This is a genomic window from Caldicellulosiruptor sp. DIB 104C (genome assembly GCF_028198085.1).
Taxonomy (GTDB): Bacteria; Bacillota; Thermoanaerobacteria; order Caldicellulosiruptorales; family Caldicellulosiruptoraceae; genus Caldicellulosiruptor; species Caldicellulosiruptor saccharolyticus.
The window spans coordinates 379,254-404,643 of sequence record NZ_CP116337.1 but is presented as its reverse complement, the minus strand read 5'-3'; the positions used below and the strand labels follow the sequence as shown (position 1 = coordinate 404,643).

Below are 25,390 nucleotides of genomic sequence, written 5' to 3'. Positions count from 1 at the left end.
AAGAACTTTAGATAATAAATCTATTCAGGTCCTTGTCCTTTATCATGTCTGATACCTTAGAATAAACATAGTCTTTGTCAATCACAACATCAATTGGCTTTTCGACATTCGCATACTCAAACGATATATCCTCCATTATCTTCTCAACAACAGTATGAAGTCTTCGCGCACCAATATTTTCACTTTGCTCATTTATCTTCACAGCAACCTTTGCAATAGCCTCTATTGCATCATCAGTAAACGTGATGTTCACACCTTCTGTCTTCATAAGCTCAATATACTGTTTTGTAATAGCATTTTTTGGCTGTGTCAAAATCTTTTTAAAGTCCTCTTCCGTCAAAGCATGTAGCTCAACAACAACAGGAAACCTTCCCTGCAACTCTGGTATTAAATCCGAGACCTTTGCAACATGAAAAGCTCCTGCTGCAATAAACAAAATATGGTCTGTCTTGACAGGCCCGTACTTTGTCATGACAGTGCTACCCTCAACAATAGGTAAGATGTCTCTTTGTACACCTTCTCTTGACACATCTGGCCCCACACCTGAACCCCTGCCAGCTATCTTGTCAATCTCATCAATAAATATTATTCCATGCTGTTCTGCACGATGAATTGCTTCTTTTATAACCTCATCCATGTCAATCAGTTTATTGTACTCTTCTTGCTCCAAAACCTCTCGCGCTTCTCTTATTGTCATCTTCTTCTTTTTTTTCTTTTTAGGGAACAGAGACCCAAACACATCCTGAAACGATATTCCCATCTCATCAGAGATTGTGCCCATTATCATCTCAAATGGAGGTTTTACAGTGTCCTCTACCTCAACCTCTATTACCTTGTCCTCAAGCTCGCCAGACCTAAGCTTTTCTCTTAAAATTTCTCTTTGTGTTCTGATATAGTCATCTGTTGTCTGATAAGTCTGTTCGGGTTCTTGCGATGGAGCACCAAAAAGCGCCTCAAAAGGATTTTTAAACCCTGCCTTTCTCGCATGAGGTTCAGGGATTAATATCTCCAAAATTCTATCTTCAACAAGTGCCTTTGCTCTTTCCTTCATCTTCTCCATGTACTCGCTCTTGACAAGAGAAATCGCATTTTCCACAAGGTCTCGAACCATTGAATCAACATCTCTTCCAACATATCCAACTTCGGTGAATTTAGTTGCCTCAACCTTTACAAAGGGAGCATTTACAAGCTTTGCAAGCCGTCTTGCAATCTCTGTCTTACCAACACCTGTTGGTCCCACCATCAAAATGTTCTTGGGTGTTATTTCATCTTGAAGCTCTTTTGGGAGCTTTGCACGCCTGTACCTATTTCTCAGGGCAATGGCCACACACCTTTTTGCCCTCTCTTGACCAACTATATACTTGTCAAGTTCTCTTACTATCTCTTGAGGTGTTAATTCATTCATCTCATTATCACCTACAATTCTAAAACTGTAATATTGTTATTTGTGTATATACAAATAGAAGCTGCAATCTCTAAAGCTTTTTTAGCAATTTCAGCTGGCTCAAGGTTAGTGTTCTGAACGAGTGCCCTTGCTGCAGCCAGTGCATACGGCCCGCCAGAGCCAATTGCTGCAATATTGTCATCAGGCTCAACAACCTCGCCACTTCCAGAGACTACAAACAAATGCTCAGAGTTTGCAACAATCATGAGTGCCTCAAGCCGTCGTAGAATTTTGTCCTGCCTCCACTCTTTTGCAAGCTCAACAACGCTCTTTTGCAAATTGCCACTATTTTGTTCAAGCTTTTCTTCAAACTTTTCGCAAAGGGTTATAGCATCTGCAACAGACCCAGCAAAACCAACCAAAACCTTGCCATTGTAAACCTTTCGCACCTTTTTAGCATTCTGTTTCATTATCATGTTCTGTGAAAATGTGACCTGACCATCACCAGCTATAGCAACCTTTTCGCCTTTTTTCACAGCCACAATTGTTGTTGCATGAAACATAGCAAACCTCCATAAATTTCAAATTATTAAAAAATTTGATTAGCTATCTCTCTGCATACACTTAACGATTTTTCAGCAATCAAAAGTTTTCTTTTTTCCTTGTCTTTTATTCTTGCAATCTCCTCATCAATTGATATTATACCATAGTTTGCATTCATGGGCTGAAAATCTTTTTTGGGTGTTGTTATATACTCAATTAGAGCACCAATACAGGTACTCGGAGGAAGAGTAATTTGAGCTCTGCCAAGAACATATCTTGCCGCATTTATCCCTGCCACAATTCCAGTTGCAGCAGACTCTAAATATCCTTCCACACCTGTTATCTGCCCTGCAAAGAAGATATTTGGATATTTCTTAAGCGAAAGAAACTTTGTCAGAACCTGTGGTGAGTTTATATAAGAGTTTTTGTGCATAACACCATACCTTACAAACTCTGCATTTTCCAAGCCTGGAATGAGCCTGAAAACCCTTTTTTGCTCACCCCATTTGAGCCTTGTCTGAAACCCAACCATGTTATAAAGTCTTCCATCTTGAGTGTCTTTTCTAAGCTGCACAACTGCATACGGCATCTTACCGGTTTTTGGATCAATTATACCAACCGGCTTTAGCGGTCCAAATCTGATTGTGTCAATTCCTCTTTTTGCCATTTCTTCAATTGGCATACAGCCTTCAAACAACAAATCTCTTTCAAAGTCTTTTACTTCGATGACTTCAGCATTTACAAGTTCATAGTAAAACCTTTCGTACTCTTCTTTTGTCATAGGACAGTTAATATAGTCATCTGTACCTTTATTATAGCGTGATGCAAAAAAAGCCTTTGAAAAATCAATAGAATCTTTTAATACAATTGGCGCTGCTGCATCAAAAAAATAGAGATTTTTGCTATTGCAAAGCTTTGATATATCCTCAAGAAGACTTTCTGTGGTCAAAGGACCTGTGCTAACAACCACAACCTCGTCTCTTGGGACTTCTGTTACTTCTTCGTGTATAACCTCAATTAGAGGATTTTGTTTTATCTTCTTTGTTATATACTCAGAAAATAAGTACCTATCAACTGCCAAAGCCTGGCCTGCCTCAACTTGGGTATTGTAAGCTGCCTCCATCACAATCGAACCAAAGAGTTTCATCTCCTCTTTCAAAAGCCCTGATGCGTTTGTCAAAAGTTTTGATTTTAGAGAATTGCTACAAACAAGCTCTGCAAACCCTTCTTGCTTGTGTGCAGGTGAAAATTTCTTAGGCTTCATTTCATATAGTCTTACTTTGATGCCAAACTTAGTGATGGCATTTGCAGCTTCGACACCTGCAAGTCCAGCTCCGATTACTGTTATTCTCATATCTTCACTCACCTTTTTCAACTATCTTTTCTTCATACCCGCATGATTCATTTGAACATACAAGTTTTTTGCTTCTCTTTTTGCCTTTTTCAAACATCAGCTGATTGCATTTTGGACAGTTTTTGGCTGGCCTTTCCCATACTATAAAGTTACACTCAGGGTAGCTTTCGCATGTATAATACTTCTTACCCTTTTTTGACTTTTTTTCAATAAGTTTTTTACCACATTTTGGGCATAAAACATCCAAATAGTCAAAATAGGGCTTTGTGTTTTTGCATTCCGGATAGCCTGGGCATGCTAAAAACCTTCCATATCGTCCTTTCTTTATAACCATCTTTCTTCCGCAGTTTTCACAGACAACATCTGTCTCCTCATCGTCAACCTTAATCTGCTGCATGGTATTTCGAGCTGTTTCAAGCTCTTTTTCAAGCGGCAGATAAAATTTTCTTACAATCTCCACCCAATCAGCTTTGCCTTCTTCTATTCTATCAAGATTTTCTTCCAGCTCTGCTGTAAACTCAATGTCTATTATGTCCTTGAAGTACTCTTTTAAAATATTTGTAACAACCTTTCCAAGCTCGGTTGGTTTTAAAAAGCGATCCTCTTTTACAACATAACCTCGCTCTAAGATTGTCTGAATGGTGGGAGCATAGGTGCTTGGTCTTCCTATTCCCTTTTCTTCCAATGCTTTTATAAGCGTTGCTTCTGTGTAGCGCGAAGGCGGCTGTGTAAAGTGCTGCTTTTTCTCAAGCTTGATTGGCTTTAACATCTCGCCTTCAAAAATCTCTGGAAGCTGGTTTTCTTCCTCTTCTTCGTCTGTATCCTTTCCTTCAACATATACTTCCATAAATCCTGCAAACTTTAACTTTGAGCCTGTAAGTTTAAAAACATAACCTTCAACTTCCAGCTCTGCTGACAAAGAGTCGTATATGCTACTTTCCATCTGTGATGCTAAAAATCTGTCATAGATGAGCTTATACAGCCTGTATTGATCAGGTGTCAAAGAGTCTTTTATACTCTCTGGGTCTTTTTCGATATAGGTTGGTCTTATCGCTTCATGCGCATCTTGAGCATCCTTTTTTGTCTTATACACTCTTGGTTTTTCAGGAACATATTCTTTACCAAACCTTTGCAAAATTATTCTTCTTGCAGCCTCTTGTGCCTCTTCAGCAACCCTTGTTGAGTCTGTTCTCATGTACGTAATTAAACCTACGCTTCCCTCACCTTTTATCTCAACACCTTCATACAGCATCTGGGCAATCATCATGGTTTTAGCAGGTGTAAATCTTAACTTTCTTGATGCTTCCTGCTGTAAAGTACTTGTTATAAAAGGCGGGGGCGGGTTTTTCTTTTTCTCGGTAATTTTTAGCTTTGTTACTTTGAATTCTTTGTCCTTAATTTGATTTACAATTTCATCTACCTGGTTTTGATTTTTAAGTTCAATCTTGCCTTTTTTGCTACCATAAAACTTTGCTTTAAACTCCTGATTATCCTTTTTGAATACCGCCTCTAAAGTCCAGTACTCTTCTGGCTTGAAGTTTTCTATTTCCTCTTCGCGTTCAACAACAAGCCGTGTCGCAACAGACTGCACACGTCCTGCAGAAAGCCCGCCTTTTACCTTTTCCCACAAAAAAGGACTGAGCTTGTAGCCGACAAGCCTGTCAAGCACCCTTCTTGCTTGCTGGGCATTTACAAGGTTTTGGTCAATAGGCCTTGCATTTTTCAAGGACTCTTGCACAGCTTTTTTTGTTATTTCATTAAATGTAATTCTCACATTATCGTTCTGGTCAAGACCCAAGATTGTTGCCAAATGCCATGATATTGCCTCACCTTCCCTGTCAGGGTCTGTGGCTAAGTACACCTTTTCTGCTTCTTGTGCGGATTTTTTGAGCCTGTTTATCACATCTGCCTTTCCGCGAATGTTTATATACTTTGGTGCAAAGTTGTTTTCTATATCAACACCCAAATCACTCTTTGGCAGGTCTCTTATGTGTCCCATTGAGGCTTCTACCTTAAATTCTTTGCCAAGAAACTTTGCAATTGTCCTTGCCTTTGCAGGTGACTCAACTATGACAAGCTTTTTCAATGAGTGTTTACCCCCTATATCGTGGAATTTTTTTATATCTTAACAATCACATTTCCTCTTTCTCTTGCAACCTTGCCTTTTATCTCAAGCGAGGTTATCACACTTGCAACCTTCCCTGCTGACCAGTTTGTCAAAGAAATCAAATTCTCAATATGAGCCTCACCTATAGCATCTAAGAGTTTTAAAATAGTATTCTCTTCCTCAGAGAGTTCTTCCTCAGTATCAAATATACTAAGTTGTCTTGGGTAAAGGTTATAAATCTGCTTTAAATCCTCTAAAAAATCCTGATATGAACATACAATCCTTGCACCTTCTTTTATTAGCCTGTTTGTACCACTACTCTTTTGTGAAAAGATATTACCTGGTACAGCAAAAACCTCTTTGCCCATCTCAAGTGCAAAGTCAACAGTGGAAAATGTACCACTCTTTTCTGCTGCCTCAATCACAACCAAGCAGGGAGAAAGCATCGCAACAATCCTGTTTCTTTGCGGAAAATTCATCCTATCTGGTAGCGTCTTTGGCAAGAATTCAGAAATTACACATCCTTTTTCTACAATCTGGTTGTACAGCTTGTAATTTTCCTTAGGATAGACAATGTCAATACCACAGCCTAAAACAGCAATTGTGGTGCCATTTTCTAAAGCTCCCATGTGACAGAATGTATCAATTCCGCGTGCCATACCGCTTACAACAACTATATTCTGCTGTGCAACCAAACTTGCAAGATCTTTTGCAACTCTTTTTCCATAATATGTTGGCTCTCTTGTCCCAACCATGGATATCTTATATTGGGCTTTTAGCACATTCGTATTGCCCTTTGCAAAGAGTACTACAGGTGAGTAGTCAAAATCTTTAAACTCTGTTGGGTAAAATTCATCATCTTCAAGAATTATATTTATACTATTCTTGATACAAAATTCAAGGACTTTTTCTGCCTCTTTTAAATCAGAATCTCTAATTAGCTGTTTGATAGATGAAGAAAAGCCATCTAAATTAAACTCTCTCCTGTTCAAATACGCGTTCTCTAAACTCCCAAACTCTTGTTTTATTTGCCGAAACTTTTTAGGACCTATTCCTTTTATAGTATAAAGCCAAAGCCAGTAAAGCTTTCTCTCATCATTCATCTTCAAAAATCTCATCCCTTTTGTTTTTTTAATCTTTCCCCTTGATAACACCAAGCGGTGTCATCTTAGCAACAGGCACGGCAAGCCTTGAGGTAATAACCGAATTTATAACAGTATCGATGTCCTTATAACTTTGCGGACTTTCATCTAAAAAATCCTTTAGATTCTTTGTATTTATTAGTATCTCATTCTCCTGGCCTTGTCTTAAGGCTTTTGAAAACTCTTCAACCGAAATTGTCTTTTTTGCCTTGTTTCGAGAAAGTACTCTTCCAGCTCCATGGTTGACTGTGTGATAGCTAATTATATTGTCTTCAATTCCTCTCATAAGATACGAACTTGAACCCATGCTTCCCGGCAAAATCACAGGATGCCCTGTTTTTGAAAACTTTGGATTTGGAATTAAATAGTGATTCTGTGGCAAAGCCCTTGTTGCACCCTTTCTTATTACAAGCTTTTCTCTGTTTGCAAATCTTTCCATATACGCTATATTGTGTGCAATATCATATAGTACCCAGCCTTCTATCCCATGTTTGTCCAAAATGGATATTATGAAATTGCTCATATAATGGCGATTGACCTTTGCATAAATTGCTGCTGACTGCATAGCTTTAATATAATCCTTTGCAACTTTGTTGTCAATTGGTAAAAAGGTAAGCTGAGGGTCTGGAGTTGTGATACCTTTTGATTTCATCACATCTTTGAACTTTTTCTGATAGTAATCCCCAATAACTGATCCAAACCTTCTTGAACCTGAGTGGATCATCACAACAAGCTGACCTTCAAAAAGCCCCCACTCTTTCGCAACCACCTCATCTATTACGTGAAGCTTTTGAAACTCAATAAAATGATTACCGCCACCAAGTGTTGCAAACTGCTCTTTGCCAATCTCGTACGCTTCATCAGGTATGGTGTCAAGATCAAACTCATGAATTAAAATCATCTTATCTGATATGTCCTTGTCAATCTCTGTGTTTTGCAAATACTCTTCATACTTTGAGCGTGAAAGAGAAATCTTTTTGTTCTTCTTTCCAACACCTGTTGGAATAAGTTCTTCTATCTCATTCATCATCTTCTTTAAAAGGTTTTTGTCTATATCATCTGCATATGATTTTGTAAGTATAAGTCTCATACCACAGCCTATGTCAACACCTACAATTGTTGGCGAAATCCATGCCTTTGACATATCCCATACAATTATTGTCCCAATTGATGTGCCTTTGCCAATATGCACATCAGGTGTATAGCCCAAAAACTCTACGTTTGGAATCTGGGATGCATTCTTGGCTTGCTGCATAACACCTTCATCCAGCTCTTTTAGTATCTCTTCTGTCATGAAGAAAATTGCATACTCATTGGTGTACACTCCGTCCCTTATCTTTTTCATAAACCAAATCACCACTTTTTGAAAATTTTTCTCTAATGGTTTGAATTATTCAATAAAATGAGTTAAAATTTGTACAAACAATTCATCACAGAGATTATAAATAATGATTATTGTATTTTCTTTTATCTCATTTTTGATTGGAAGTATCCCCTTTTCGTATATTATCACAAAGAAGTTTTTCAATAAAGATATAACAAATGCTCCTGACAAAAATCCAGGCGCAACTAATGCATTTAGAATGGCAGGAGTAAAAGCAGGTGTGCCTTCGCTTATCTTGGATATTTCAAAAGGATATTTTGTGGCTTACATAGCCAAATACGTGCTTTTTTTGAAAGGACCGAAACTTTATCTTGTTGTCTTTATGGTCATATTAGGTCATGCATATTCTGTTTTTCTTCATTTCAAAGGTGGAAAGTCCATCGCTGCAAGCTTAGGAGCGTTATTTCTACTTTATGGCATAGCTCCAATAATATTTTTTTCTCTCGGATCATTTTTAGGGCTTTTGATGTATAAGAAAGACAACCTCGGAACTGTTCCTGGAATATGGTCATTGATGATTTGGGCAAAATGCGTTTACTTGCCAGTTGAAGACTTGGTGTTTTTGGTATTGCTATGTGCATTCTTGACATACAGACAGTTGAGAACCATACCTATTGAAATGGACTTACTGAAGGTAGCAAAAGCTATGCTTAAAATATAATTCAAAAAGGGCAAGCTAACTTTATTCCACAGCTTGCCCTTTCTTGTTATTATCTTCATTAAAACATAGAATTACTTTTTAGTTCTTTACCTCTTCTATCACAGACAAGTCAACCTTGTTCTGAGGAATACCTTGTTTTCTCTGCTCCCACAGCTTATCTGCAACCTTGCCCCATTTCTCTGAGTATTCAAGTAGCTTGTTTGCAAGCTCTTCAGCAGTTTCTGTCTCACCACCAATTTGGGTTGGATGTGCACCTGATTCTTCAACAATCTTTTTGAGTTTGAGCGGGTTGTCAATCATTGGACAAGGCCTCAAATGATTCTCATTAAACGGAATATTCCTTCTGTATGCCATAAACAGTGGTGACTTTAGCGCATCAAGCAGTGAACATTCTTTTATGTTGACATTTGAGAAATGGATAAATGCACAAGGCTCAACATCACCGTTTGCGTTTATATGAAGGTATCTTCTTCCACCTGCAATGCACCCACCAGCAGGCTCTCCATCGTTCCAGAAATCAAGAACAAATATTGGTTTTGACCACCTGATCTCTTCAATCCTCTTGTACATGTAAGCTCTCTGCTCTGGTGTTGCCATGTATGATACATCCGCATCCTTGCCAACAGGAACATATGTGAAGTACCAACCAAATTTTGCACCTTTTTCTATCAAGAAATCTATATACTCATCAGACGATACCTCTTCTACATTGTACCTATGATATGTTGTAGAAAATCCAAATACAACGCCTGCTTCTTTTAGTTTTTCCATTGCTGTGACAACCTTTTTAAATACACCCTGGCCGCGTCTTTCATCTGTTGACTTTTCAAAGCCATCAATACTGATCGCAAATGCTAAGTTACCTACTTTTGCAACCTTTTCAATGAATTCATCATCCATTAGTGTGGCATTTGTGAATGACAAGAACACTGTATCTTCGTACTTTTCGCAAAGCTTGAGTATATCGTCTTTTCTCAGAAGTGGCTCTCCACCTGAGAAGATTATAAAGTATACTCCTATCTCTTGAGCTTCTTTTACTACTCTGTCTAAGATTTCATAATCAAGTTTAGCAGCCTTTTGATATTCTCCTGCCCAGCAGCCTTTGCAGTGCAAGTTGCAAGCAGCTGTCGGATCAATCAAAATAGCGTATGGAATGTTTATATCGTATTTCTTAATGAGCTCTAATTGCTTTGGTACACCAATAAAGCCTGCATTTAAGAAGAAATTGATAAGAATTCTCTCTCTTACCTTTGGATTTGTCTCTTTTATAATTCTCATTGCATAGTGATGCCAAGAACTATTAGGGTCAAGCAAATACTTCTTTGCACTCTGTATATACCACTTATCCCTCTCACGCCTTACTATCTTTTCTGTAAGGTCCAAAATCTTGCCCATATTCTCTTCGGGGTTATTCGAAAGATATCTAATCACCTGTTTTAATACTGCTTCGCCTATCACCCTTTTTGGAAGTTCCATTTCCTCCCACTCCCTCTTTTTTATTCGCTCTTATTATAACTCTTTTTCGTAAGATGTGTCAATATTTATATATGAATATGTGTATATAAGTATGTTTATTTTTGTTCAAAAAACGTGCTATAATTTAATTGTCATAGTCTTTTGTACGAAGGGGAGAGAAAATGACAAGGTTAAATGAAATACTCTACGCATTATCAGACACAACAAGGCTTAGGATATTAAATATATTAGCCCATAGTGAGCAAAATGTAAGTAGTTTAGTAAAGTTAATCCAAGAAAGTCAACCAAAGGTGTCGCGCCACCTTGCATATCTTAAAAATGTGGGGCTTATAGAAGCAAGAAACCAGGCACAAAAAAGAATTTATTCAATTAAAGCAGATGTGTTTGAAAAATACCCATTTTTAAAAGCTCTTATTTGTGACCTTGCTAAGGTTGAAATATTTGCAAATGATTTAAAGTTACTTTATTCTGCAACTTAGTTTTTTATTTATTATTGAAAATTGAGTTTTAAAATTAAAAAGAAAAAGGGACTGTCCAATAAGATGTTGGGTAGTCCCTTCTTTATAATATTTGTTTGAACATAATTAATAATAAGCACTCAAAATATTTTTAGTCAGCCACTTTTATCTAAATATTTTTTTGCCCCAAAATATAGTTAATAAACTTGTCATTTTTCAAATTCGATTTTTTTGTAATTGCTTTTAAAATAACGGTAAACAGTTTCCATAAAACAAAGCCCATAAAAACACCAAAGGTATTTAAAATAATATCATTTATATCACATGTTCTGTACGGGAATTTTATCAAAAAAGAAATAAGCAGTTGAAGTAATTCAACACTTATTGAAAAAGCTATACCTTTCAATAATACCTTTTTTATTGATTTATTTCTTAATAGTGGCAATAAAAAACCAAAAGGAATTGTAAGCAAAATGTTATAATAAAATTGTCTATTTAAAGTAATATTAGCAAATGGTTTTATATTCATTGTTGAGAGAATATCTATCTTTGAAGATATTTCTCTAATGGTTGGTGAAAAGATAGGAATTGGGAATATAGTAAATCTTAATACCTGTAAGATATATATAAAGAACAAAGCATTGAAAAAAACAGAGATGAACTCCTCATTTCTTTTTTTTCTCAAATAAACACAGTACATTATCAACAGGAGTATTCCTAATAGCCATATAGAAATATCAAAGTCTAACATCCTGCACCACCACTTTCACCAACAATAGTTTATTCTGTCTTCAAAATTCCACTACCTTTTATATTGTATCCATCATCTTCTATTTTGTAAAATACAAGATAATATTGTCCTGACTTTTGTTCTCCAAAAGATTTTGAAAACTCGACTTCTGTTCCTTCAGGTAATTGTGGTATAACATCTCCCTTTCCAACATTTTCATCAAGTCCAAAACTTGATTTCCAAACTTCATACTTAATTCTATTCGGAGTTTCACCAAACCAGCTATCTTTAGAATAAATCCATATTTTCCCACTTATACTCATTTTCCCAGCATCCATTTTATGATATATGCCATTTTCAGCTCCATTTACGTATCGATAATCCATTGTAAAACTCCAGCTACTTGTATTTGGAAATGAAAGTAGTAAACATACACAACATACAACCAAAATTATTATAACTGATAAACACCTCTTTTGCACCATATCACCTCTTATTGGATATATTTGCGATATTAGTATTATAAGTTTTTGTTCTTCATTTGTCAAATATGTTTTTAAAACTTTGCTTTCTTTTTCTTAGTCAACTCTTGTTTTTCTTAAAATATTATGTATAATATATTTAGTTGCAAACTATTTGCAAGTAGGTGGAAGGAATGATAAACCAGGACATTAAGTCTATTTTAAATTTACACAATATCAAAGCTACCTGGCAAAGGATTGAAATATACAAGGTTTTAAATAGTTCAAATCAATGTTTATCAGCTGATGAAATACTCAATATGCTAAAAAACAAAAATTTCAAAATTAACCTCGCAACTGTATATAGAAACCTTGAACTTTTTGTTCAAAATGGAATTGTAGTGAAATCTACTATAAATAGAAAACATTTTTTTGAAATAAAGAAAAATGAGCATCACCACTATTTTGTATGTATAAAATGCAATGCAAAAGCCGAAATTGTAGACTGTAAGATAAATCTAATTGAAGAGGAATTAAACAAAATGAACTTTAAAATTCTGGACCACAATTTGGAAGTGTATGGGATATGCGATAAATGTTGTGGGAGGGAAGAACAATGAAGAGGATAAAGCTGCTAACTATACCCCTTCTTATTAGCTTCATGGTTTTCTTAAGTAGCTGCAAAAATGAAGCTTTAACTACCACCAAAGGCACAGTCTACACTACAATCTATCCTTTGTATTCTATTACAAAACTTATAGCAGGACAGAAGATAACAGTTGAAAAGCTTGTAAAGGACGGTGCGGAAATTCACTCATTTGAACCATCTTCACGTGACATTGCCAAGCTCACATCAGCAAAAGCGGTGATATATCTTGGGCTTGTTGATGAGTGGGTTAAAAAACCTCTTGAGGGAACAAAGGTCAAAATCTTTAGAGCATCTGAAGGTATAGAGTTTATAGATAGTGACCCTCATATATGGACATCACCAAGGCTTTTAAAGAAAATAACAAGAAATATTGAAAATGCCTTGACAAGCTTAGATCCAAAAAATAAAAGTTATTACCAACAAAATGCTTCAAAACTGATTGCAAGTCTTGATAGGCTTGATAAGGAATTTTCTTCTGTTGTGAAAAACTCAAAAAGAAAAGAATTTCTAATTGCTCATCCCTCTTTTGGCTACTTAGCAAGAGACTACAGCCTCAAGCAGTATTCAATTACCGGTGTGAACGAAGAAGAAGAGCCATCGGCTCAAAAAATGAAAGAGATTGTTCAGTTTATAAAGGAAAAGAACATAAAGTACATTCTTGTTGACCCAAATGAAAATTCGCCTGCTGTAAAGACTATCGCAAAAGATACTGGCATCAAAATTGTAAATATCTATGGAATGGGAATTGTAAATTCATCTCAAGCAAGAAATGAGACAATACTCAGCCTTATGGAAAAGAACTTAAAAGCATTTGAGATGGTTTTAAAATAAATGTTGCAGGAGAGAAAATCAGAATGATTGAACTTATAGATGTAAACTTTTATATTGACCAGAAAAGAATCCTAAAAGACATAAACCTCAAAATTCAAAAAGGTGAGTTTGTTGCCATAGTCGGACCAAACGGTTCTGGTAAGAGTACACTTTTGAATATTATCTCAGGAATTTACACCCCTACAAGTGGAAAAAGACTTATATTTGGCAAACAGAATCTTACCCCGCAGGATAAGCAGAAAATATCCTTTGTTCCTCAAAAGGTCACAAATTTTAATCAGAGCTTCCCTTTGAGCGTTTTTGAAACTGTACTTTTGGGACTTGTGCCAAAAAAGGGATTGCTTCAGAGATTTTCAAAGCAGGACTTTGAAAAAGCTGAAAGCATTTTAGAAAAGCTTCAAATAAAGCAGCTCAAAAACAGGCTGATAGGTCAGCTTTCTGGCGGACAGCAGCAAAGAGTATTTTTAGCCCGCGCGCTCATATCCGACCCACAAATACTTCTTTTAGATGAGCCAACTGTGGGGATAGACAGTCTCTCTGAGCAGCTTCTTTTTGAAATTCTTGGGGAGAAAAAGAAAGAAGGAACAACAATATTGATGGTAACACACGATGTGTATGCTGTAACTCAGCATGCTGATACCATAATCTGTATGGGGGATGGTATGATTTACACTGCTTGCAGCGCAAAAGAGTTTTCCCCCTCAAAATTTGAAAGTGTGTACAAATATAAGATAAAGAAAATTGAGCACAGGCACTCTTATACCAAAAAAGAACAAAATAACAGGATGTGATATTATGCTTCAATATGAATTTATGCAAAGGGCTTTTTTAGCAGGTGTGCTGGTTAGCATCATGACCTCACTTGCAGGAAACTTTCTTGTTTTAAAGAGATTTTCACAGATGGGAGACTCTCTTTCACATACAGCAATTGTTGGCGTTGCAGCAGCACTGCTATTTAATTTCAGTCCAACTATTGGTGCAATTGTCTCAACCGTTGCATTTGCCTTGGCTATTGAGTATTTCAAATCAAGATTTAAAAGGTTTGAAGAAGTATCTCTTGCCCTTGTTTCAATCACTGCTTTAGGGCTTGCATCAGTTCTGTTTGGAATTTTAAAAAGCAGTAGCAACTTAATGAGCTTCCTTTTTGGAAGCATAGTCGCAATTGGGAATGAAGATGTATGGATTATCTTTGCAGTATGCCTTGTAACAGTCACTTTTATAGCAATGTTCAGAAAAAGACTTATTCTTGCTACATTTGATGAAGTTAGCGCAAAGGTCTCTGGAATAAACACAAAACTACTTGATTATTTGCTGAGTATTGTTTCAGCAACAATAATTGCTGTTTCACTTAAGATTGTGGGCGGTCTTTTAATCTCAAGCATGATTGTTTTCCCAACAGCAATTGCGATGAGATTTTCAAAAAATTTCGGAATGCTTCAAGTAGTTTCACTTTTAGTATCTTTAATTGCAATAATAGCAGGACTTACTTCCTCTTACTATATCGATATCCCACCTGGCGGTGCAACAGTTTTGACATTTTTGGTCATATTTTTTATAGCTGAAATCATCAATATTACAAGAAAAAAACATATTAAAAAAACTTCTAAATAAGTCTTCTTTCCAACAGCCTGTAAGAGATTGCCTCTTGCAGGTGCTCTGCCTTTATCTCTTCGCTTCCTTCCAAATCAGCAATTGTTCTTGCAACCTTCAAAATTTTGGTATATCCTCTTAACGATAGCCCCAAAGTAGTAAACGCTCTTTCAAGCAGCTGCTTTTCTTTTTTTCGAAAGTTTACAAAATTTATTCACAAGTGACCCTTTCATCTGAGAATTATAAAATATGCCAAGCCCTTTAAACCTTTCAAGCTGAATTTGTCTTGCTCTTTCAACCTCTTTTCTCATAGCTGCTGAATCTTTGCAAATTGAGGAATTGAAGTTTTCAAGCTTTACAGACTTTACTTCAACCTGAACATCAATTCTGTCCAAAATAGGTCCAGAAATCCTTCCAAGATACTGCTTAATTTGAGCAGGTGTGCATGTGCACTCCCTCTCATCTGACAAAAAAATAGCCACATTTGCAAGGGTTCATGCTACATACAAGCATAAACCTTGCAGGATATTCAATTGATGCGTTGACCCTCGAAATTGTTACATATCCATCTTCAAGGGGCTGACGAAGAACCTCTATTGTCTTTTTATCAAATTCAGGAAACTCATCCAAAAACAAAACTCCATTGTGTGCAAGTGAAACCTCTCCTGGTTTTGGAACCTTACCACCGCCAATTATAGCAATCGAAGAAGAGGTGTGATGAGGACTTCTAAAAGGTCTTGCGGTGACAAGTGCCTGACCATCTTTCAAAAGTCCTGCACAGCTATAAATTTTTGTCACTTCTAAGCTCTCTTCAAAGGTCATTGGAGGTAAAATTGTGGGAATACGCTGAGCAATCATGGTTTTGCCGCTACCTGGTGGGCCAATCAAAAGTAGGTTGTGCATTCCTGCCACTGCTACCTCAACTGCTCTTTTGACATACTCTTGACCTTTTACCTCTGAAAAATCAACATCATATCTAAAAGCCTCAAGAAGATTCATCTCATCTATTTCAACCTTATAAGGTGTGGCACTCTGAGGGTCATCCAAAATCTCCACAGCTTCTTTTAAAGTTTTCACAGGAAAAACATCAATTCCTCTCACAACGCTACATTCTGCCCTGTTCTCATAAGGAACAATAATCTTTTTGATACCATTTTCCAAAGCTGCAATTGTCATAAGTAAAGCTCCATCCACTCTTTTGACACTTCCATCAAGAGAAAGCTCTCCAATTATTGCAACCTCATATGGGCTGATTTTAGGGTTTATCTGCTCAGACGACTTTAGTACAGAAATAGCCACAGGCAGATCAAAAGATGAACCTTCCTTTCTGGTGCTTGCAGGTGCAAGATTAACAATTATTTTTCTGGTTGGAAATTCAAAACCACTGTTTTTTATTGCCACCCTTATTCTTTCTTTTGCCTCTTTAATAGTTACATCAGGAAGGCCAACTATATCAAAACTCGGCAGGCCATTTGACATGTCTGTTTCAACTGTAACAATATAGCCTTTTATGCCAAGGTAAGAAGATGTCAAAACTTTTGCAAGCATTTTTTATATAGCTTTTCCTTTCCCTTTTTTTATTAAAACTTTATCACAGCAAACTTCATTTTTCAATATAAACAAAAAAGCCCCTTTTTCAAGGGCTTATATTTTTGAAGATGGTGAGCCATCCGCGACTCGAACGCGGGACACCCAGCTTAAAAGGCTGGTGCTCTGCCTACTGAGCTAATGGCCCGTATTTAAGGTGCATTGTTATTATAGCTGATGTCTGCTGACTCTACAATACCAAACTTTTGTTCGAAATATTCGGACAATTAACCTAAATGATTATGTTGTAAAGCATTACAGTGAATATCAATTATTTTGGAGATACTTTTTTATACAACAAATATATTCTTCAAAATCCTTCATATTTTCTTTAATAAACCTATAAACCAAACTATCGTCAACTTCCCAATAAAGATGTACCAGTTTGTTTCTAAACTTTGCCATTTGAGAAAGCCTTGTGCTAAATTCGTCATTAACAATATCTAATTGAGACAATGCCAAAAATATATCTGCATATGTTTCAGGTGTTTTTATGTTTTTGCCTTTTGTTTGTTCTATTGAAATTATTCTAATACCAATGTTAATACATGTCTCAATCGCAACTTTTGACCTCCTCCCAATCCCCTGAAGGGGATAGGATTCCCATGTTCCCAGGGGATCGGGCTTCCCGCTTCTACGTGGTTTGACTTACCAGGATATAGGGGTTGCCCCTGAATATCCTGGCAGCGGTCTCCCACTCCACGGGCTTAACTTCGGACCAGCCCAGCCCTACTTCCTTCAACATGTTTATCGCCGCATTTAAATCCCTATCAATTGACAGTCCACACACCGAACATTTAAAAATTCTGTCAGATAGCAAAACTTCCCGTCGACTGCCGCAATTGCTACATGTCTTCGTCGTTGGTATGTTTCTTTTGACCACCGCAGTAGAAACCCGAAGACTGTCGCTCAGTCTTCTTTTAATTGCTCCTACTGCGCTGTGGTGTACAGACCTGGAAAAAAGTCCGTCTTTCCAGCCCTTTATACTGTCCTCCTGAAAACATATTTTCCTGTACCTGTATAAAAATGAGCAAACTTTGTTTATCACATCGTACTTGATATTTGTTAACCTTTCGTACTCCTTTGCAATCTTTTCTTTTGTCTTGTACCATCTTTTAGAACCTTTTTTCTGCCGTGCAAACTGCTTTTGCAACTTCTTTAGCCGTTTGGTCTCTTTTATCTGCCATTCAAGTTTGAAAGTGTTTGATAGTACCAGCCCGGCAGGTTTAAAATCAATTCCAGCGTCAACATCAAACGTCTGCCATACCCTTGGTTTTATTACACCTTTTCTGTTCTTTCTCTGTTCCCACACTTTTGTGTATTTGTCCCTATCTATGTAGCAGGTTACAAAAAGATAAATACCACTTGGTTTTCTTACAAGTTCTGCTTTTGCTATTTCGCTATTCTCTGAAATCTGATGTCCCCCCAAAACCCTCAAAGGTTTTTTAATCCCCTGTATTTTAACTCTGGTCTTTTGCTGGTTAACAAACTTAAAAGTGTTTCCAAATTGTTTGAGTGGAATTGAATTAACGTAGTGTTTGAAGTGCAGTTTGCCTGTTCTATATCCGTTTTCTTTTTGTACATGGAGTGAGTACAAATTCTGCTCTATTCTTTCTCTTATTGCCTGCTTCATCTGTGAACTGAGATTTTCAATTTTTCTTCTCTCAAAGTTCTCCCCAACCTTTATTTCAACTTCTTTTAGTTTGTCTGCATTGCTATTAAGTCTGTTTTCAATATCGGCAACTATGTAGTTATACAACCATTTCGCTTCTAAAAACAACCTAAAGAGTTTGTTTTTTGTCTCTTTTGAAACAGAGTTAAGATTGATTTTCAGTTGATATACCACAGGTATCTGGCTTTTTCTTCTTTCTTTAGTCTGTTGCAAAGTTTGCGCAATTTCTGTCTTTGTCATTTTTTCAACTCTCCTAATAGTACCGAAAACTTTTTGCCACTTTTATTGTACCCTGTACTTTCAAAATGGTTTCAAGCCATTCATCACAATCCCCTAAAGGAGATGTGCTTTCTGGCTGATTCTTTGTAAATACCTCTGAGCCGCACCCTTTAAGATTTCATTTTTCATATATTCCTCGAAATCAACTTTTGATATGTCTTTTAATAACTCTGTATATTTTTTTAAGAGCTTTAAATGAAATAATATTTTTTCGTCCATATCTTAAAAACAAACTCCTTTCAATAAATCTTTACAAAGATTTCAAAAATTCCCTATAAAATTCTTCCCTATAAGGCTTTATATCAAGATACTTTGATATGACCTCTGTTTGAAAGTCAATCGTTTTTTCAATATTGCTGCAGTACACCATCTTTGCAGTTTTTAATACACCGTATCTCACAGACAAAGGCGCGTGATTAAGAATAACAAGATCAATTTCATCAGTTTTAAGCATTTTCATAAGCCCATCAAGAATTTCATTTTCGAGTTCTTCTACTATTCCTTTGGAAAGTTCCTTGTCAAATAAAATTGCTATGTCTATATCAGAAAGCGGAGTATATGTGCCCAGTGCAAATGAGCCAAAAAGATAAGCAGCAACAACCTTGTTCCCAAACCTGCTGAAAAATGCACCCAAATCTTTAATAACTTTTTTAGCATGATCAATATCAATTTTATTTCTTCTTATCACTTTCAAAGCACCTTCTATTATCAAATTTTTGTTCTACTTAACTTTTTTCACCTTCGTCTTATCCCCAAGTTTAGTTTAGAAAAATTGAATACAACAACTTACTAACTAATCATCAAACGAAAATATACTCTTGCAGATATAATGTGCAACCAACAAAGACAACAAAAAATCCGTTCCATGACTATTAGAATATTGAAATACAAACACAACTATAAATATAAGAAAAAATGAGATAATAAGAACACCCAACAGATAAGAGAGCGCACTTTTTCTGAGTTCCACTTTTTATCAGTTCTCTCCTATAGTGATTCAAAGTATTTTTAGAATTATTTTACTAAAAATTTCTAAGTTGTGCAATAAAAAAAGGATGTCTCTTGAAAGCACATCCTCTTTTTGTTATCTTCATTTTAATATCAAACAAAAAATTTTCTTTCAAACTACAAACATTACAGTTTCAATTTAATTTAAATTCAAATAGCTCAATTTTTAGATACTCCTCTTTCTTATTTTAGAAGTTAAGTTTACAACTACAATAAAAACGGCTGTTATAAACAGCATTAATATTGCTATTAAAATGTTTTCCCTCTTTTTTATTTCATTTGCAGTTTCATACAAAGGCTTGTAACTACTACCACCTAAAGGAACATTTTCTGGATCTTTTTGTATATTTTCTAACAGTTTTAACATTTCTTTAGGTCTATTTTTTAAGCCCTCTTTAATTTCTTTAAAACTCCAGATTTGCTTCCTATACATTTGTGGATTTGAAGAATCTGCAGCATCAGTGCACCACCAGTTGCCATCTTCAGAAACAACATATAATGACTTTTCACGAGCGTCAACAATTTTAACATTTGGTTGTTGTCCTTTGCTTCTTAAAAATTCTTTCATAAATATAATTGCTTCTCCTAGCCCACTGTATCCCATTGTTGATTCTGAAATAATATAATCATTACAACTTTCATCCCAATCAACTAACATGTATCCAACAGGTTTTCCATCGTAATAGATTATTCTTGCCCACATATTATGAACAAATTCTGGATTGAGTGCATCTTCAAATGTTTCTAATTTTAAATTTTCTATTTTATTTTTGAAACCCTCTTTTAAGTATAAAATTCTTGTGTGCCCGTTAGACGCTAATTTCGATTCTAAAGGAAATACAAACAATCTATAGAGTTCATACTCATCACTCAATTTAAACTTCTTAAGATCATAAGAACCTTTGTTGCCAGTAAGTTCATCCAATTTCATTTTAAAAGAACTATCTCTATTTAGAAGTTCAAGCAGAGCGTTCAAATGATGTTCAGCCGCAAGCTGTCTTTTAAGTTTCATAACTTCTTCGTTATGGTTTATAATAGAATTTGAATTAGCAAACACTGATACTGTCATGTTAAGTAAACATACCAATATAAAGACAAATATTTTTAAAAAGATGCTAGACCTTCTCATAATCTCTTCCCTCCTCTCCATCTCCTTATCAAGGCCTATAAACTTTTATGGCCTCTATTAATTCCCAATCAAAATCATTATCTCTCAATTCTGAATCAGGTATAGTTCTTATATAACCAACTGCTGGATCCATTACCAATACAAAATTTTTTAAACTACCATTATCAAAATATTGCCATATTCCACACAATACTGCAAAATGACCAGCACCAACAACAACATTTATTCCTATTGGACTTCTTAAACTGACTATCTGCTCACATATTTGACCGTAGGTTATTGTATTACCGCTTATAGGATACATACGCGAAGAACCAACACCATAATAGCTGAGCGCTCTTTGTATATCAGAGAGCGTTGCGCCTTGATTTACGTAACTTCCATAGATATATTTCACTATATCCCACTGTGTTGCCTCTCTCCCAAAACCTAAATACCTTGAACAATAATACAATATTGACTCACACCCTGCTGCCCAGCACCAATTTGAATATGCTTGCTTCACTTCTTTAACGGGAAGTGCAACATATGTAACTGTATTTTCTGCAAATACATTACTGTAGTTTAGCAAGATCAATGTAAAAAAAACTATAGCACTAATCATAATTCTTTTGTACCTTTCCTTTTTTAGAAATTCTTTCACCACATCTCCTCACCCTTTCGTTTCTTAATTTTACTTTCAGTTTAGAACTTCTAGTTATAGTCTATAATTATGGTTTTTAATTTCAATTAATAATATTGTTTTTTTTTGCAATATTTTGTACTCAAATTTGGATTATTTTGTCTCTGTTAAATGGCAAAAAAATTCACTTCAAATTTAATTGCTGTTGTTTAATTTATTAAGGGAAAGTAGACTATTTTTACATATCTCTCACATTCTAATTATATGCTGCTATAACAGTTATAAATCTAAGGGAAAAGATCAGGTGAAATGCTTGTAATGAATTGACTCAAAGAAAATTTTTTTGAACAACCTAACTTCTTGGATTTTAAACTTCACCTAACCTCTCAAATAACCTAAATTTTCTATATGTTTTCTCTGCACTAATTCAAAAATACCTTATTGGACATAATAAAAAACCACCTCACGCACTCTTTTTGCGTTCGGTGGGTATGATATCATTTTGTAAGTCCTGTTTTCTTTTTTAAATCCTGTTGTTTCAAAGCACTGCAGGACTTAATGATTTTATTTCGCATTTACATTTTTTAGCAATCCTCTGTAACCCTTGAGAATGCTCCATAAAACAAAAATGGCTGGGGTGGGTGGATTCGAACCACCGGAATGCAGGAGTCAAAGTCCTGTGCCTTACCGCTTGGCGACACCCCAACTTATTTTATATATGGGGTGGATAATGGGACTCGAACCCATGACCTCCAGGGCCACAACCTGGCGCTCTAACCAACTGAGCTATATCCACCGCCTCTTTTTTAGCAAGCAGATTATATTATAAAGACAATCATATTGGCAGTCAATAGCGATTATGTGTTCGCAGTTTTGTGGAAAATTTGAGGTAACTTTATATTACATTCATTTTATTTTTTGCTAAATATCTATTGAGAATACCTCTATATCATTCCGCTTTTGGAAACCCATCTTAGACCAAAAATTTTTCCCTTTTTCATTATCTTTCATTACAAAAATATGGCATTTATGTATTCCTTGCTTTTTTAACTCTTGCAGCGCCTTCTCCACCAACTGTCTTCCTATGCCCTGCGATCTAAAATCCTTAGCAACTGCCAAATGATATATAAAGCCACGTCGACCATCATGTCCGCACATAATGGTGGCTACTATTTTGCTGTCAATCTCACATACAAAGCTCATACCTTTATTCCTATTTAGGAATTTTTCCAATCCTTCTATAGTATCACTTCTGCCAAGGCCTATTCCTTCTGTTGTTTGCCACAAGTTCATCATCTCCTGCCAATCTTCCACTTTCATTTCACGTATTATCATTAACATCACCATTCCTAAAATTACTTAGTATAAAATCATTAAACTCTTTATCAGCATTGTAGCAAATGAGCCGGCTGGAAGATGAAATTTCAATTTTAGCTTAAAATATCCGCTATAAAAGTCATCTTCTTCAAAGTTTGAAACCTCAAGGTTTTCTGGAAAGACTATTGCAGGTCTTAAAAATGATTTGTAAAAAGATTTTTTTATCTTTTTGAGGTCAAAGTCTGAAGGTTTAAGCCCTCGTTCATTTAAAACCTCCAAGATTGTATTGTTAACAAAATTGTTTACGTAAGGTATTTTTGATGATACGGTCGGAATTTGAAGATTTTTTAATTCCTCCAAAGCCTTTTCAGAAAGCGTTCTATAAATAAGATATTCCATAATCTTCCCCTTAACAGGTCTTAGCAAATCAGTATAATATGGTAAAACTGTGCTCAAAATCCTGTTCCAAATATAGCTCTGGTAAGCTGAGAAGAACATTGACATCTCTTCTTTTGGAATAAGGTTTACAGCCTCGATTAAATAATGTCTGCTTTTTCCTTTCATTAAAGTTTTTATTATATCCTTTTCAACCTTTGTTTTGCAAAGAGGAAGTACTTTTTCAAACTCCCCCCAAAGTTCAAATATCTTTTTCTTTCTTTCCTTTTCTTCTCTTTTATCCTCAGGATGAATGGTTGTAAAATAGAGTTTTAGTGCACCGTTGTAGTGTTTTTTTGCTATTCTCTCACCGATAAACTCCTGTTCATTCTCAACACTTCCAAAACGCTGGTCATCAAAATAATTTGGAAAGCCAAATCTCTTTATCTCATCAAGCCTCTGAAAAATTCTTTCATCTTTATTTTTTATCTTTCTTATCACTACTTCAAAGTAATTGCCTTTGAGTATCATAGGTGAGACAAAATCATCTGAATATCCGAGAAACTCAAGCTTAACATTTTCTTTATTGAAATTTATGTCATATTCTCTGGGAACAGAAATATACTGATAAGTGAGAGCATGTCTATCTTTTCTCCCTGCACAGCCTATTTTCTCAAATGGGATCTTGTTCTCTTTTGATATAAACTTTAAAGCATCAACTGTGTTCCAGTGCTTTTTTTTCAAAAGATAAATCTTGTATTTCCCGTTTGGTTTTATTTCAATGTCAATTTCCTCTTTGACTATAAAATCTTCAGGAAGTACCTTAATCTTCAAGTTTTTCTCACCCTTTTTAAAGTCTCTTTTTGTAAAGCTCTTATTGACACCTCATTTTATTATGATATTATTATATATTGTTGTCAACAAACTATTAAAAAGCTACATTTAAACTCATGAGGAGGTGGTAGAAGTGGATGAACTAAAGGGTGCAGTTGAATTTGTAAAGAGCAAAACAAAGGTGAACGTAACTCAAAGAGACATCGAAAAGATCTTAGCAGCACTGAACTCTACAAATCACTTTTGGGAAGTGATATTTCTTTCACAAAAGCCGTTTGCTGTTGTGAGGGAAACAATTAATTATCTCATTTCAATAGATTTCGTAAAATCAGATGATAGCGGTAATTTAGAACCCACACAAAAAGGAAAAGAATTTGTTGAAAAGAACAATATTCCTGTGGTAAAGAACTACACATGTCAATGCTGCGAAGGACGTGGCATCGTATTTGACGAAATAAAAGTTGCTTACGAGAAGTTCAAAAAGATAGTAAAGACAAGACCTGATGCTATAGTTGAATATGACCAAGGTTATGTTACTGAAGAAACAGCATTCTCAAGAATTGCTCTTATGATTAAAAAAGGAGACCTTGTCGGAAAGAGACTTATTGTATTTGGCGATGATGATCTGGTATCAATCGCAGCAGCTTTGACAAAACTTCCAAAAGAGGTTTTAGTATTAGAAATCGACAAAAGACTTGTAGACTTTATAAATCAGGCCGCAAAAGAGTACAACCTGGCCTTGAAAGCAATTGAATATGATTTTAGAAACAAGCTCCCTGATGAACTTGTAAAGAGCTTTGACACATTTACAATTGACCCACCAGAGACAATAGAAGCTTTGGATTTGTGCTTTACAAGGACAACATCAAGCTTAAAAGGAGCAGGCTGTGCAGGATATTTTGGTCTTACAAACATTGAGGCATCACTTTCAAAATGGCACGAATTTCAAAAACTTCTTTTGAATAAATTCAATGCAGTTATTACAGATATCATTGAGAACTTCAATCATTACGTAAACTGGAATTATCTCCTTCCTTCATTAGACAGCAAGCTCAATTTTGTAAATGTTCAGCCGAAACTCAATTGGTACACATCCAGCATGTACAGAATTGAGCTTGTAAAGGACATTGAAATTGTAAATGAGTATATCAACTGTGAACTTTATATAGACAATGAGGCAATCTTGTACAAGGAATAAAGTAGCTTGCCTTTTCCCCTTTTTTGTGTTAGAATAGTGCTTGGTTTTTTATCTTGCTTCTTATAAAAGGGAGGGAAATAAGATGGCAATGTGTGAAATTTGTAATAAAAAGGTGTCATTTGGAAACAAGGTAAGCCATTCAAACAAAAAGTCAAGAAGAACGTGGAAACCAAATGTAAAGAAAATTAGAGTAATTATAAACGGTCAAAGGAAAAGGATTTATGTTTGCACAAGTTGTATTAAGGCAGGCAAGGTTGTCCGTGCTTAAAATAAAAAAGTTCAAGATAAGCAAAAGAGGTTTATCTTGAACTTTTTCTTTATTTTTCATCACTGACCTTAAATAGCCTTTTAATTATTCTACTTAAAAACTTTGGCATTTTGAATACCATTATTCTCATTTTTATTTCATCTCCCATCTTTAAAAAATATATAAATTCCAGCGGTAATTAACCCAATAGCAATAATAAGTGCAAAAAGCCATGGCGGTGTTATAATTGAAATTAAAATACCAAAGCCAAGTAATAAAAGAACAAAACCTAATTGTTTTTTGTTCTTATGATGAAAATGCTTGCTCATAAGTTAATATATTCTCTTTGTAG

The 25,390-nt window shown here is 35.5% G+C and carries 26 protein-coding genes, 3 tRNA genes and 1 pseudogene; 8 read left to right on the top strand and 22 right to left on the bottom strand.

Features of this window, described 5'->3' with window-relative positions; all coding sequences use genetic code 11:
- Positions 1–7 precede the first annotated feature (7 nt).
- The 6 genes from hslU to PGC14_RS01810 are packed head-to-tail and all read right to left on the bottom strand — an operon-like array spanning position 8 to position 7,875.
- Entirely contained in the window at positions 8–1,405 is a 1,398-nt protein-coding gene (hslU, locus tag PGC14_RS01835) for an ATP-dependent protease ATPase subunit HslU (protein ID WP_039763828.1), read from the bottom strand.
- 11 nt (positions 1,406–1,416) lie between these two features.
- Positions 1,417–1,947 (bottom strand): ATP-dependent protease subunit HslV, encoded by a 531-nt coding sequence (gene hslV, locus PGC14_RS01830; protein ID WP_011916789.1) that lies wholly within the window; start codon positions 1,945–1,947, stop codon positions 1,417–1,419.
- Between the two features lie 26 nt (positions 1,948–1,973).
- Positions 1,974–3,281, bottom strand: a complete 1,308-nt coding sequence (gene trmFO, locus PGC14_RS01825; protein ID WP_011916788.1) for a methylenetetrahydrofolate--tRNA-(uracil(54)-C(5))-methyltransferase (FADH(2)-oxidizing) TrmFO — start codon at positions 3,279–3,281, stop codon at positions 1,974–1,976.
- A 4-nt stretch (positions 3,282–3,285) separates the two neighbouring features.
- On the bottom strand, positions 3,286–5,367 hold the full coding sequence (gene topA / locus PGC14_RS01820) for a type I DNA topoisomerase (RefSeq protein ID WP_271629379.1): 2,082 nt from the start codon (positions 5,365–5,367) through the stop codon (positions 3,286–3,288).
- Positions 5,368–5,399: 32 nt separating this feature from the next.
- On the bottom strand, positions 5,400–6,491 hold the full coding sequence (gene dprA, locus PGC14_RS01815) for a DNA-processing protein DprA (protein WP_271629378.1): 1,092 nt from the start codon (positions 6,489–6,491) through the stop codon (positions 5,400–5,402).
- Positions 6,492–6,519: 28 nt separating this feature from the next.
- On the bottom strand, positions 6,520–7,875 hold the full coding sequence (locus PGC14_RS01810) for an RtcB family protein (RefSeq protein WP_271629377.1): 1,356 nt from the start codon (positions 7,873–7,875) through the stop codon (positions 6,520–6,522).
- A gap of 103 nt (positions 7,876–7,978) precedes the next feature.
- On the opposite strand from PGC14_RS01810, the gene PGC14_RS01805 reads away from it, so the two are divergent.
- Positions 7,979–8,575: a glycerol-3-phosphate acyltransferase gene (locus PGC14_RS01805; protein ID WP_039763842.1), complete on the top strand. Its 597-nt coding sequence runs from the start codon at positions 7,979–7,981 to the stop codon at positions 8,573–8,575.
- 78 nt (positions 8,576–8,653) lie between these two features.
- Here PGC14_RS01805 and PGC14_RS01800 read toward each other — a convergent pair whose 3' ends face one another.
- On the bottom strand, positions 8,654–10,051 hold the full coding sequence (locus PGC14_RS01800) for a radical SAM protein (protein WP_039763844.1): 1,398 nt from the start codon (positions 10,049–10,051) through the stop codon (positions 8,654–8,656).
- Positions 10,052–10,212: 161 nt separating this feature from the next.
- Here PGC14_RS01800 and PGC14_RS01795 point away from each other — a divergent pair, with 161 nt between their 5' ends.
- On the top strand, positions 10,213–10,530 hold the full coding sequence (locus PGC14_RS01795; RefSeq protein ID WP_127351335.1) for an ArsR/SmtB family transcription factor: 318 nt from the start codon (positions 10,213–10,215) through the stop codon (positions 10,528–10,530).
- Positions 10,531–10,678: 148 nt separating this feature from the next.
- Here the strand turns inward: PGC14_RS01795 and PGC14_RS01790 are convergent, their stop codons facing one another.
- Positions 10,679–11,260, bottom strand: a complete 582-nt coding sequence (locus PGC14_RS01790) for a VanZ family protein (RefSeq protein WP_271629376.1) — start codon at positions 11,258–11,260, stop codon at positions 10,679–10,681.
- Positions 11,261–11,289: 29 nt separating this feature from the next.
- Positions 11,290–11,625 carry a hypothetical protein gene (locus tag PGC14_RS01785; protein ID WP_039767099.1) on the bottom strand — a complete coding sequence of 112 codons (336 nt, stop codon included), beginning with the start codon at positions 11,623–11,625 and terminating at the stop codon, positions 11,290–11,292.
- 269 nt (positions 11,626–11,894) lie between these two features.
- Between PGC14_RS01785 and PGC14_RS01780 the strand changes: the two genes are divergently transcribed.
- From PGC14_RS01780 to PGC14_RS01765, 4 genes are read left to right on the top strand one after another with little or no spacing between them, the layout of a single operon-like run.
- Entirely contained in the window at positions 11,895–12,320 is a 426-nt protein-coding gene (locus tag PGC14_RS01780; protein ID WP_127351332.1) for a Fur family transcriptional regulator, read from the top strand.
- The gene (locus PGC14_RS01775) at positions 12,317–13,180 is read left to right on the top strand and encodes a metal ABC transporter substrate-binding protein (RefSeq protein WP_271629375.1); all 864 of its coding nucleotides are present in this window, start codon (positions 12,317–12,319) and stop codon (positions 13,178–13,180) included. The genes PGC14_RS01780 and PGC14_RS01775 overlap by 4 nt, the downstream gene beginning before the upstream one ends.
- A gap of 23 nt (positions 13,181–13,203) precedes the next feature.
- Positions 13,204–13,971, top strand: a complete 768-nt coding sequence (locus PGC14_RS01770; RefSeq protein WP_271629374.1) for a metal ABC transporter ATP-binding protein — start codon at positions 13,204–13,206, stop codon at positions 13,969–13,971.
- 4 nt (positions 13,972–13,975) lie between these two features.
- Positions 13,976–14,791: a metal ABC transporter permease gene (locus PGC14_RS01765; protein WP_039765944.1), complete on the top strand. Its 816-nt coding sequence runs from the start codon at positions 13,976–13,978 to the stop codon at positions 14,789–14,791.
- On the opposite strand, the pseudogene PGC14_RS01760 reads toward PGC14_RS01765, so the two are convergent.
- The 12 genes and pseudogenes from PGC14_RS01760 to truD form a co-directional block, all read right to left on the bottom strand.
- Positions 14,784–16,318: pseudogene (locus tag PGC14_RS01760) on the bottom strand (YifB family Mg chelatase-like AAA ATPase). The gene PGC14_RS01765 and the pseudogene PGC14_RS01760 sit on opposite strands and share 8 nt — an antisense overlap.
- A 111-nt stretch (positions 16,319–16,429) precedes the next feature.
- A tRNA-Lys gene (locus PGC14_RS01755) sits at positions 16,430–16,505 on the bottom strand.
- Between the two features lie 119 nt (positions 16,506–16,624).
- Entirely contained in the window at positions 16,625–16,939 is a 315-nt protein-coding gene (gene hepT / locus PGC14_RS01750) for a type VII toxin-antitoxin system HepT family RNase toxin (protein WP_271629850.1), read from the bottom strand.
- Positions 16,940–16,991: 52 nt separating this feature from the next.
- Positions 16,992–18,269, bottom strand: a complete 1,278-nt coding sequence (locus PGC14_RS01745) for an RNA-guided endonuclease InsQ/TnpB family protein (protein ID WP_271629373.1) — start codon at positions 18,267–18,269, stop codon at positions 16,992–16,994.
- Between the two features lie 93 nt (positions 18,270–18,362).
- On the bottom strand, positions 18,363–18,527 hold the full coding sequence (locus PGC14_RS01740; RefSeq protein WP_237738230.1) for a hypothetical protein: 165 nt from the start codon (positions 18,525–18,527) through the stop codon (positions 18,363–18,365).
- Between the two features lie 31 nt (positions 18,528–18,558).
- Complete coding sequence (mntA, locus tag PGC14_RS01735) at positions 18,559–18,996, bottom strand: type VII toxin-antitoxin system MntA family adenylyltransferase antitoxin (RefSeq protein WP_039766014.1); 438 nt, start codon at positions 18,994–18,996, stop codon at positions 18,559–18,561.
- 486 nt (positions 18,997–19,482) lie between these two features.
- Positions 19,483–20,445 (bottom strand): hypothetical protein, encoded by a 963-nt coding sequence (locus tag PGC14_RS01730; protein ID WP_271629372.1) that lies wholly within the window; start codon positions 20,443–20,445, stop codon positions 19,483–19,485.
- A gap of 28 nt (positions 20,446–20,473) precedes the next feature.
- Positions 20,474–21,088: a papain-like cysteine protease family protein gene (locus tag PGC14_RS01725; protein ID WP_271629371.1), complete on the bottom strand. Its 615-nt coding sequence runs from the start codon at positions 21,086–21,088 to the stop codon at positions 20,474–20,476.
- Between the two features lie 608 nt (positions 21,089–21,696).
- Positions 21,697–21,772 (bottom strand) — tRNA-Gln (locus tag PGC14_RS01720).
- 14 nt (positions 21,773–21,786) lie between these two features.
- Positions 21,787–21,863: transfer RNA gene (locus PGC14_RS01715), tRNA-His, on the bottom strand.
- Between the two features lie 125 nt (positions 21,864–21,988).
- Positions 21,989–22,402, bottom strand: a complete 414-nt coding sequence (locus PGC14_RS01710) for a GNAT family N-acetyltransferase (protein WP_271629370.1) — start codon at positions 22,400–22,402, stop codon at positions 21,989–21,991.
- Between the two features lie 24 nt (positions 22,403–22,426).
- The gene (gene truD, locus PGC14_RS01705; RefSeq protein ID WP_271629369.1) at positions 22,427–23,593 is read right to left on the bottom strand and encodes a tRNA pseudouridine(13) synthase TruD; all 1,167 of its coding nucleotides are present in this window, start codon (positions 23,591–23,593) and stop codon (positions 22,427–22,429) included.
- A 133-nt stretch (positions 23,594–23,726) separates the two neighbouring features.
- Between truD and PGC14_RS01700 the strand changes: the two genes are divergently transcribed.
- The gene (locus tag PGC14_RS01700) at positions 23,727–24,791 is read left to right on the top strand and encodes a bis-aminopropyl spermidine synthase family protein (protein ID WP_271629368.1); all 1,065 of its coding nucleotides are present in this window, start codon (positions 23,727–23,729) and stop codon (positions 24,789–24,791) included.
- A gap of 82 nt (positions 24,792–24,873) precedes the next feature.
- Positions 24,874–25,059, top strand: a complete 186-nt coding sequence (gene rpmB, locus PGC14_RS01695; protein ID WP_011916769.1) for a 50S ribosomal protein L28 — start codon at positions 24,874–24,876, stop codon at positions 25,057–25,059.
- A 137-nt stretch (positions 25,060–25,196) separates the two neighbouring features.
- Here the strand turns inward: rpmB and PGC14_RS01690 are convergent, their stop codons facing one another.
- Positions 25,197–25,367, bottom strand: a complete 171-nt coding sequence (locus PGC14_RS01690) for a hypothetical protein (protein WP_187147323.1) — start codon at positions 25,365–25,367, stop codon at positions 25,197–25,199.
- Positions 25,368–25,390: the final 23 nt, after the last annotated feature.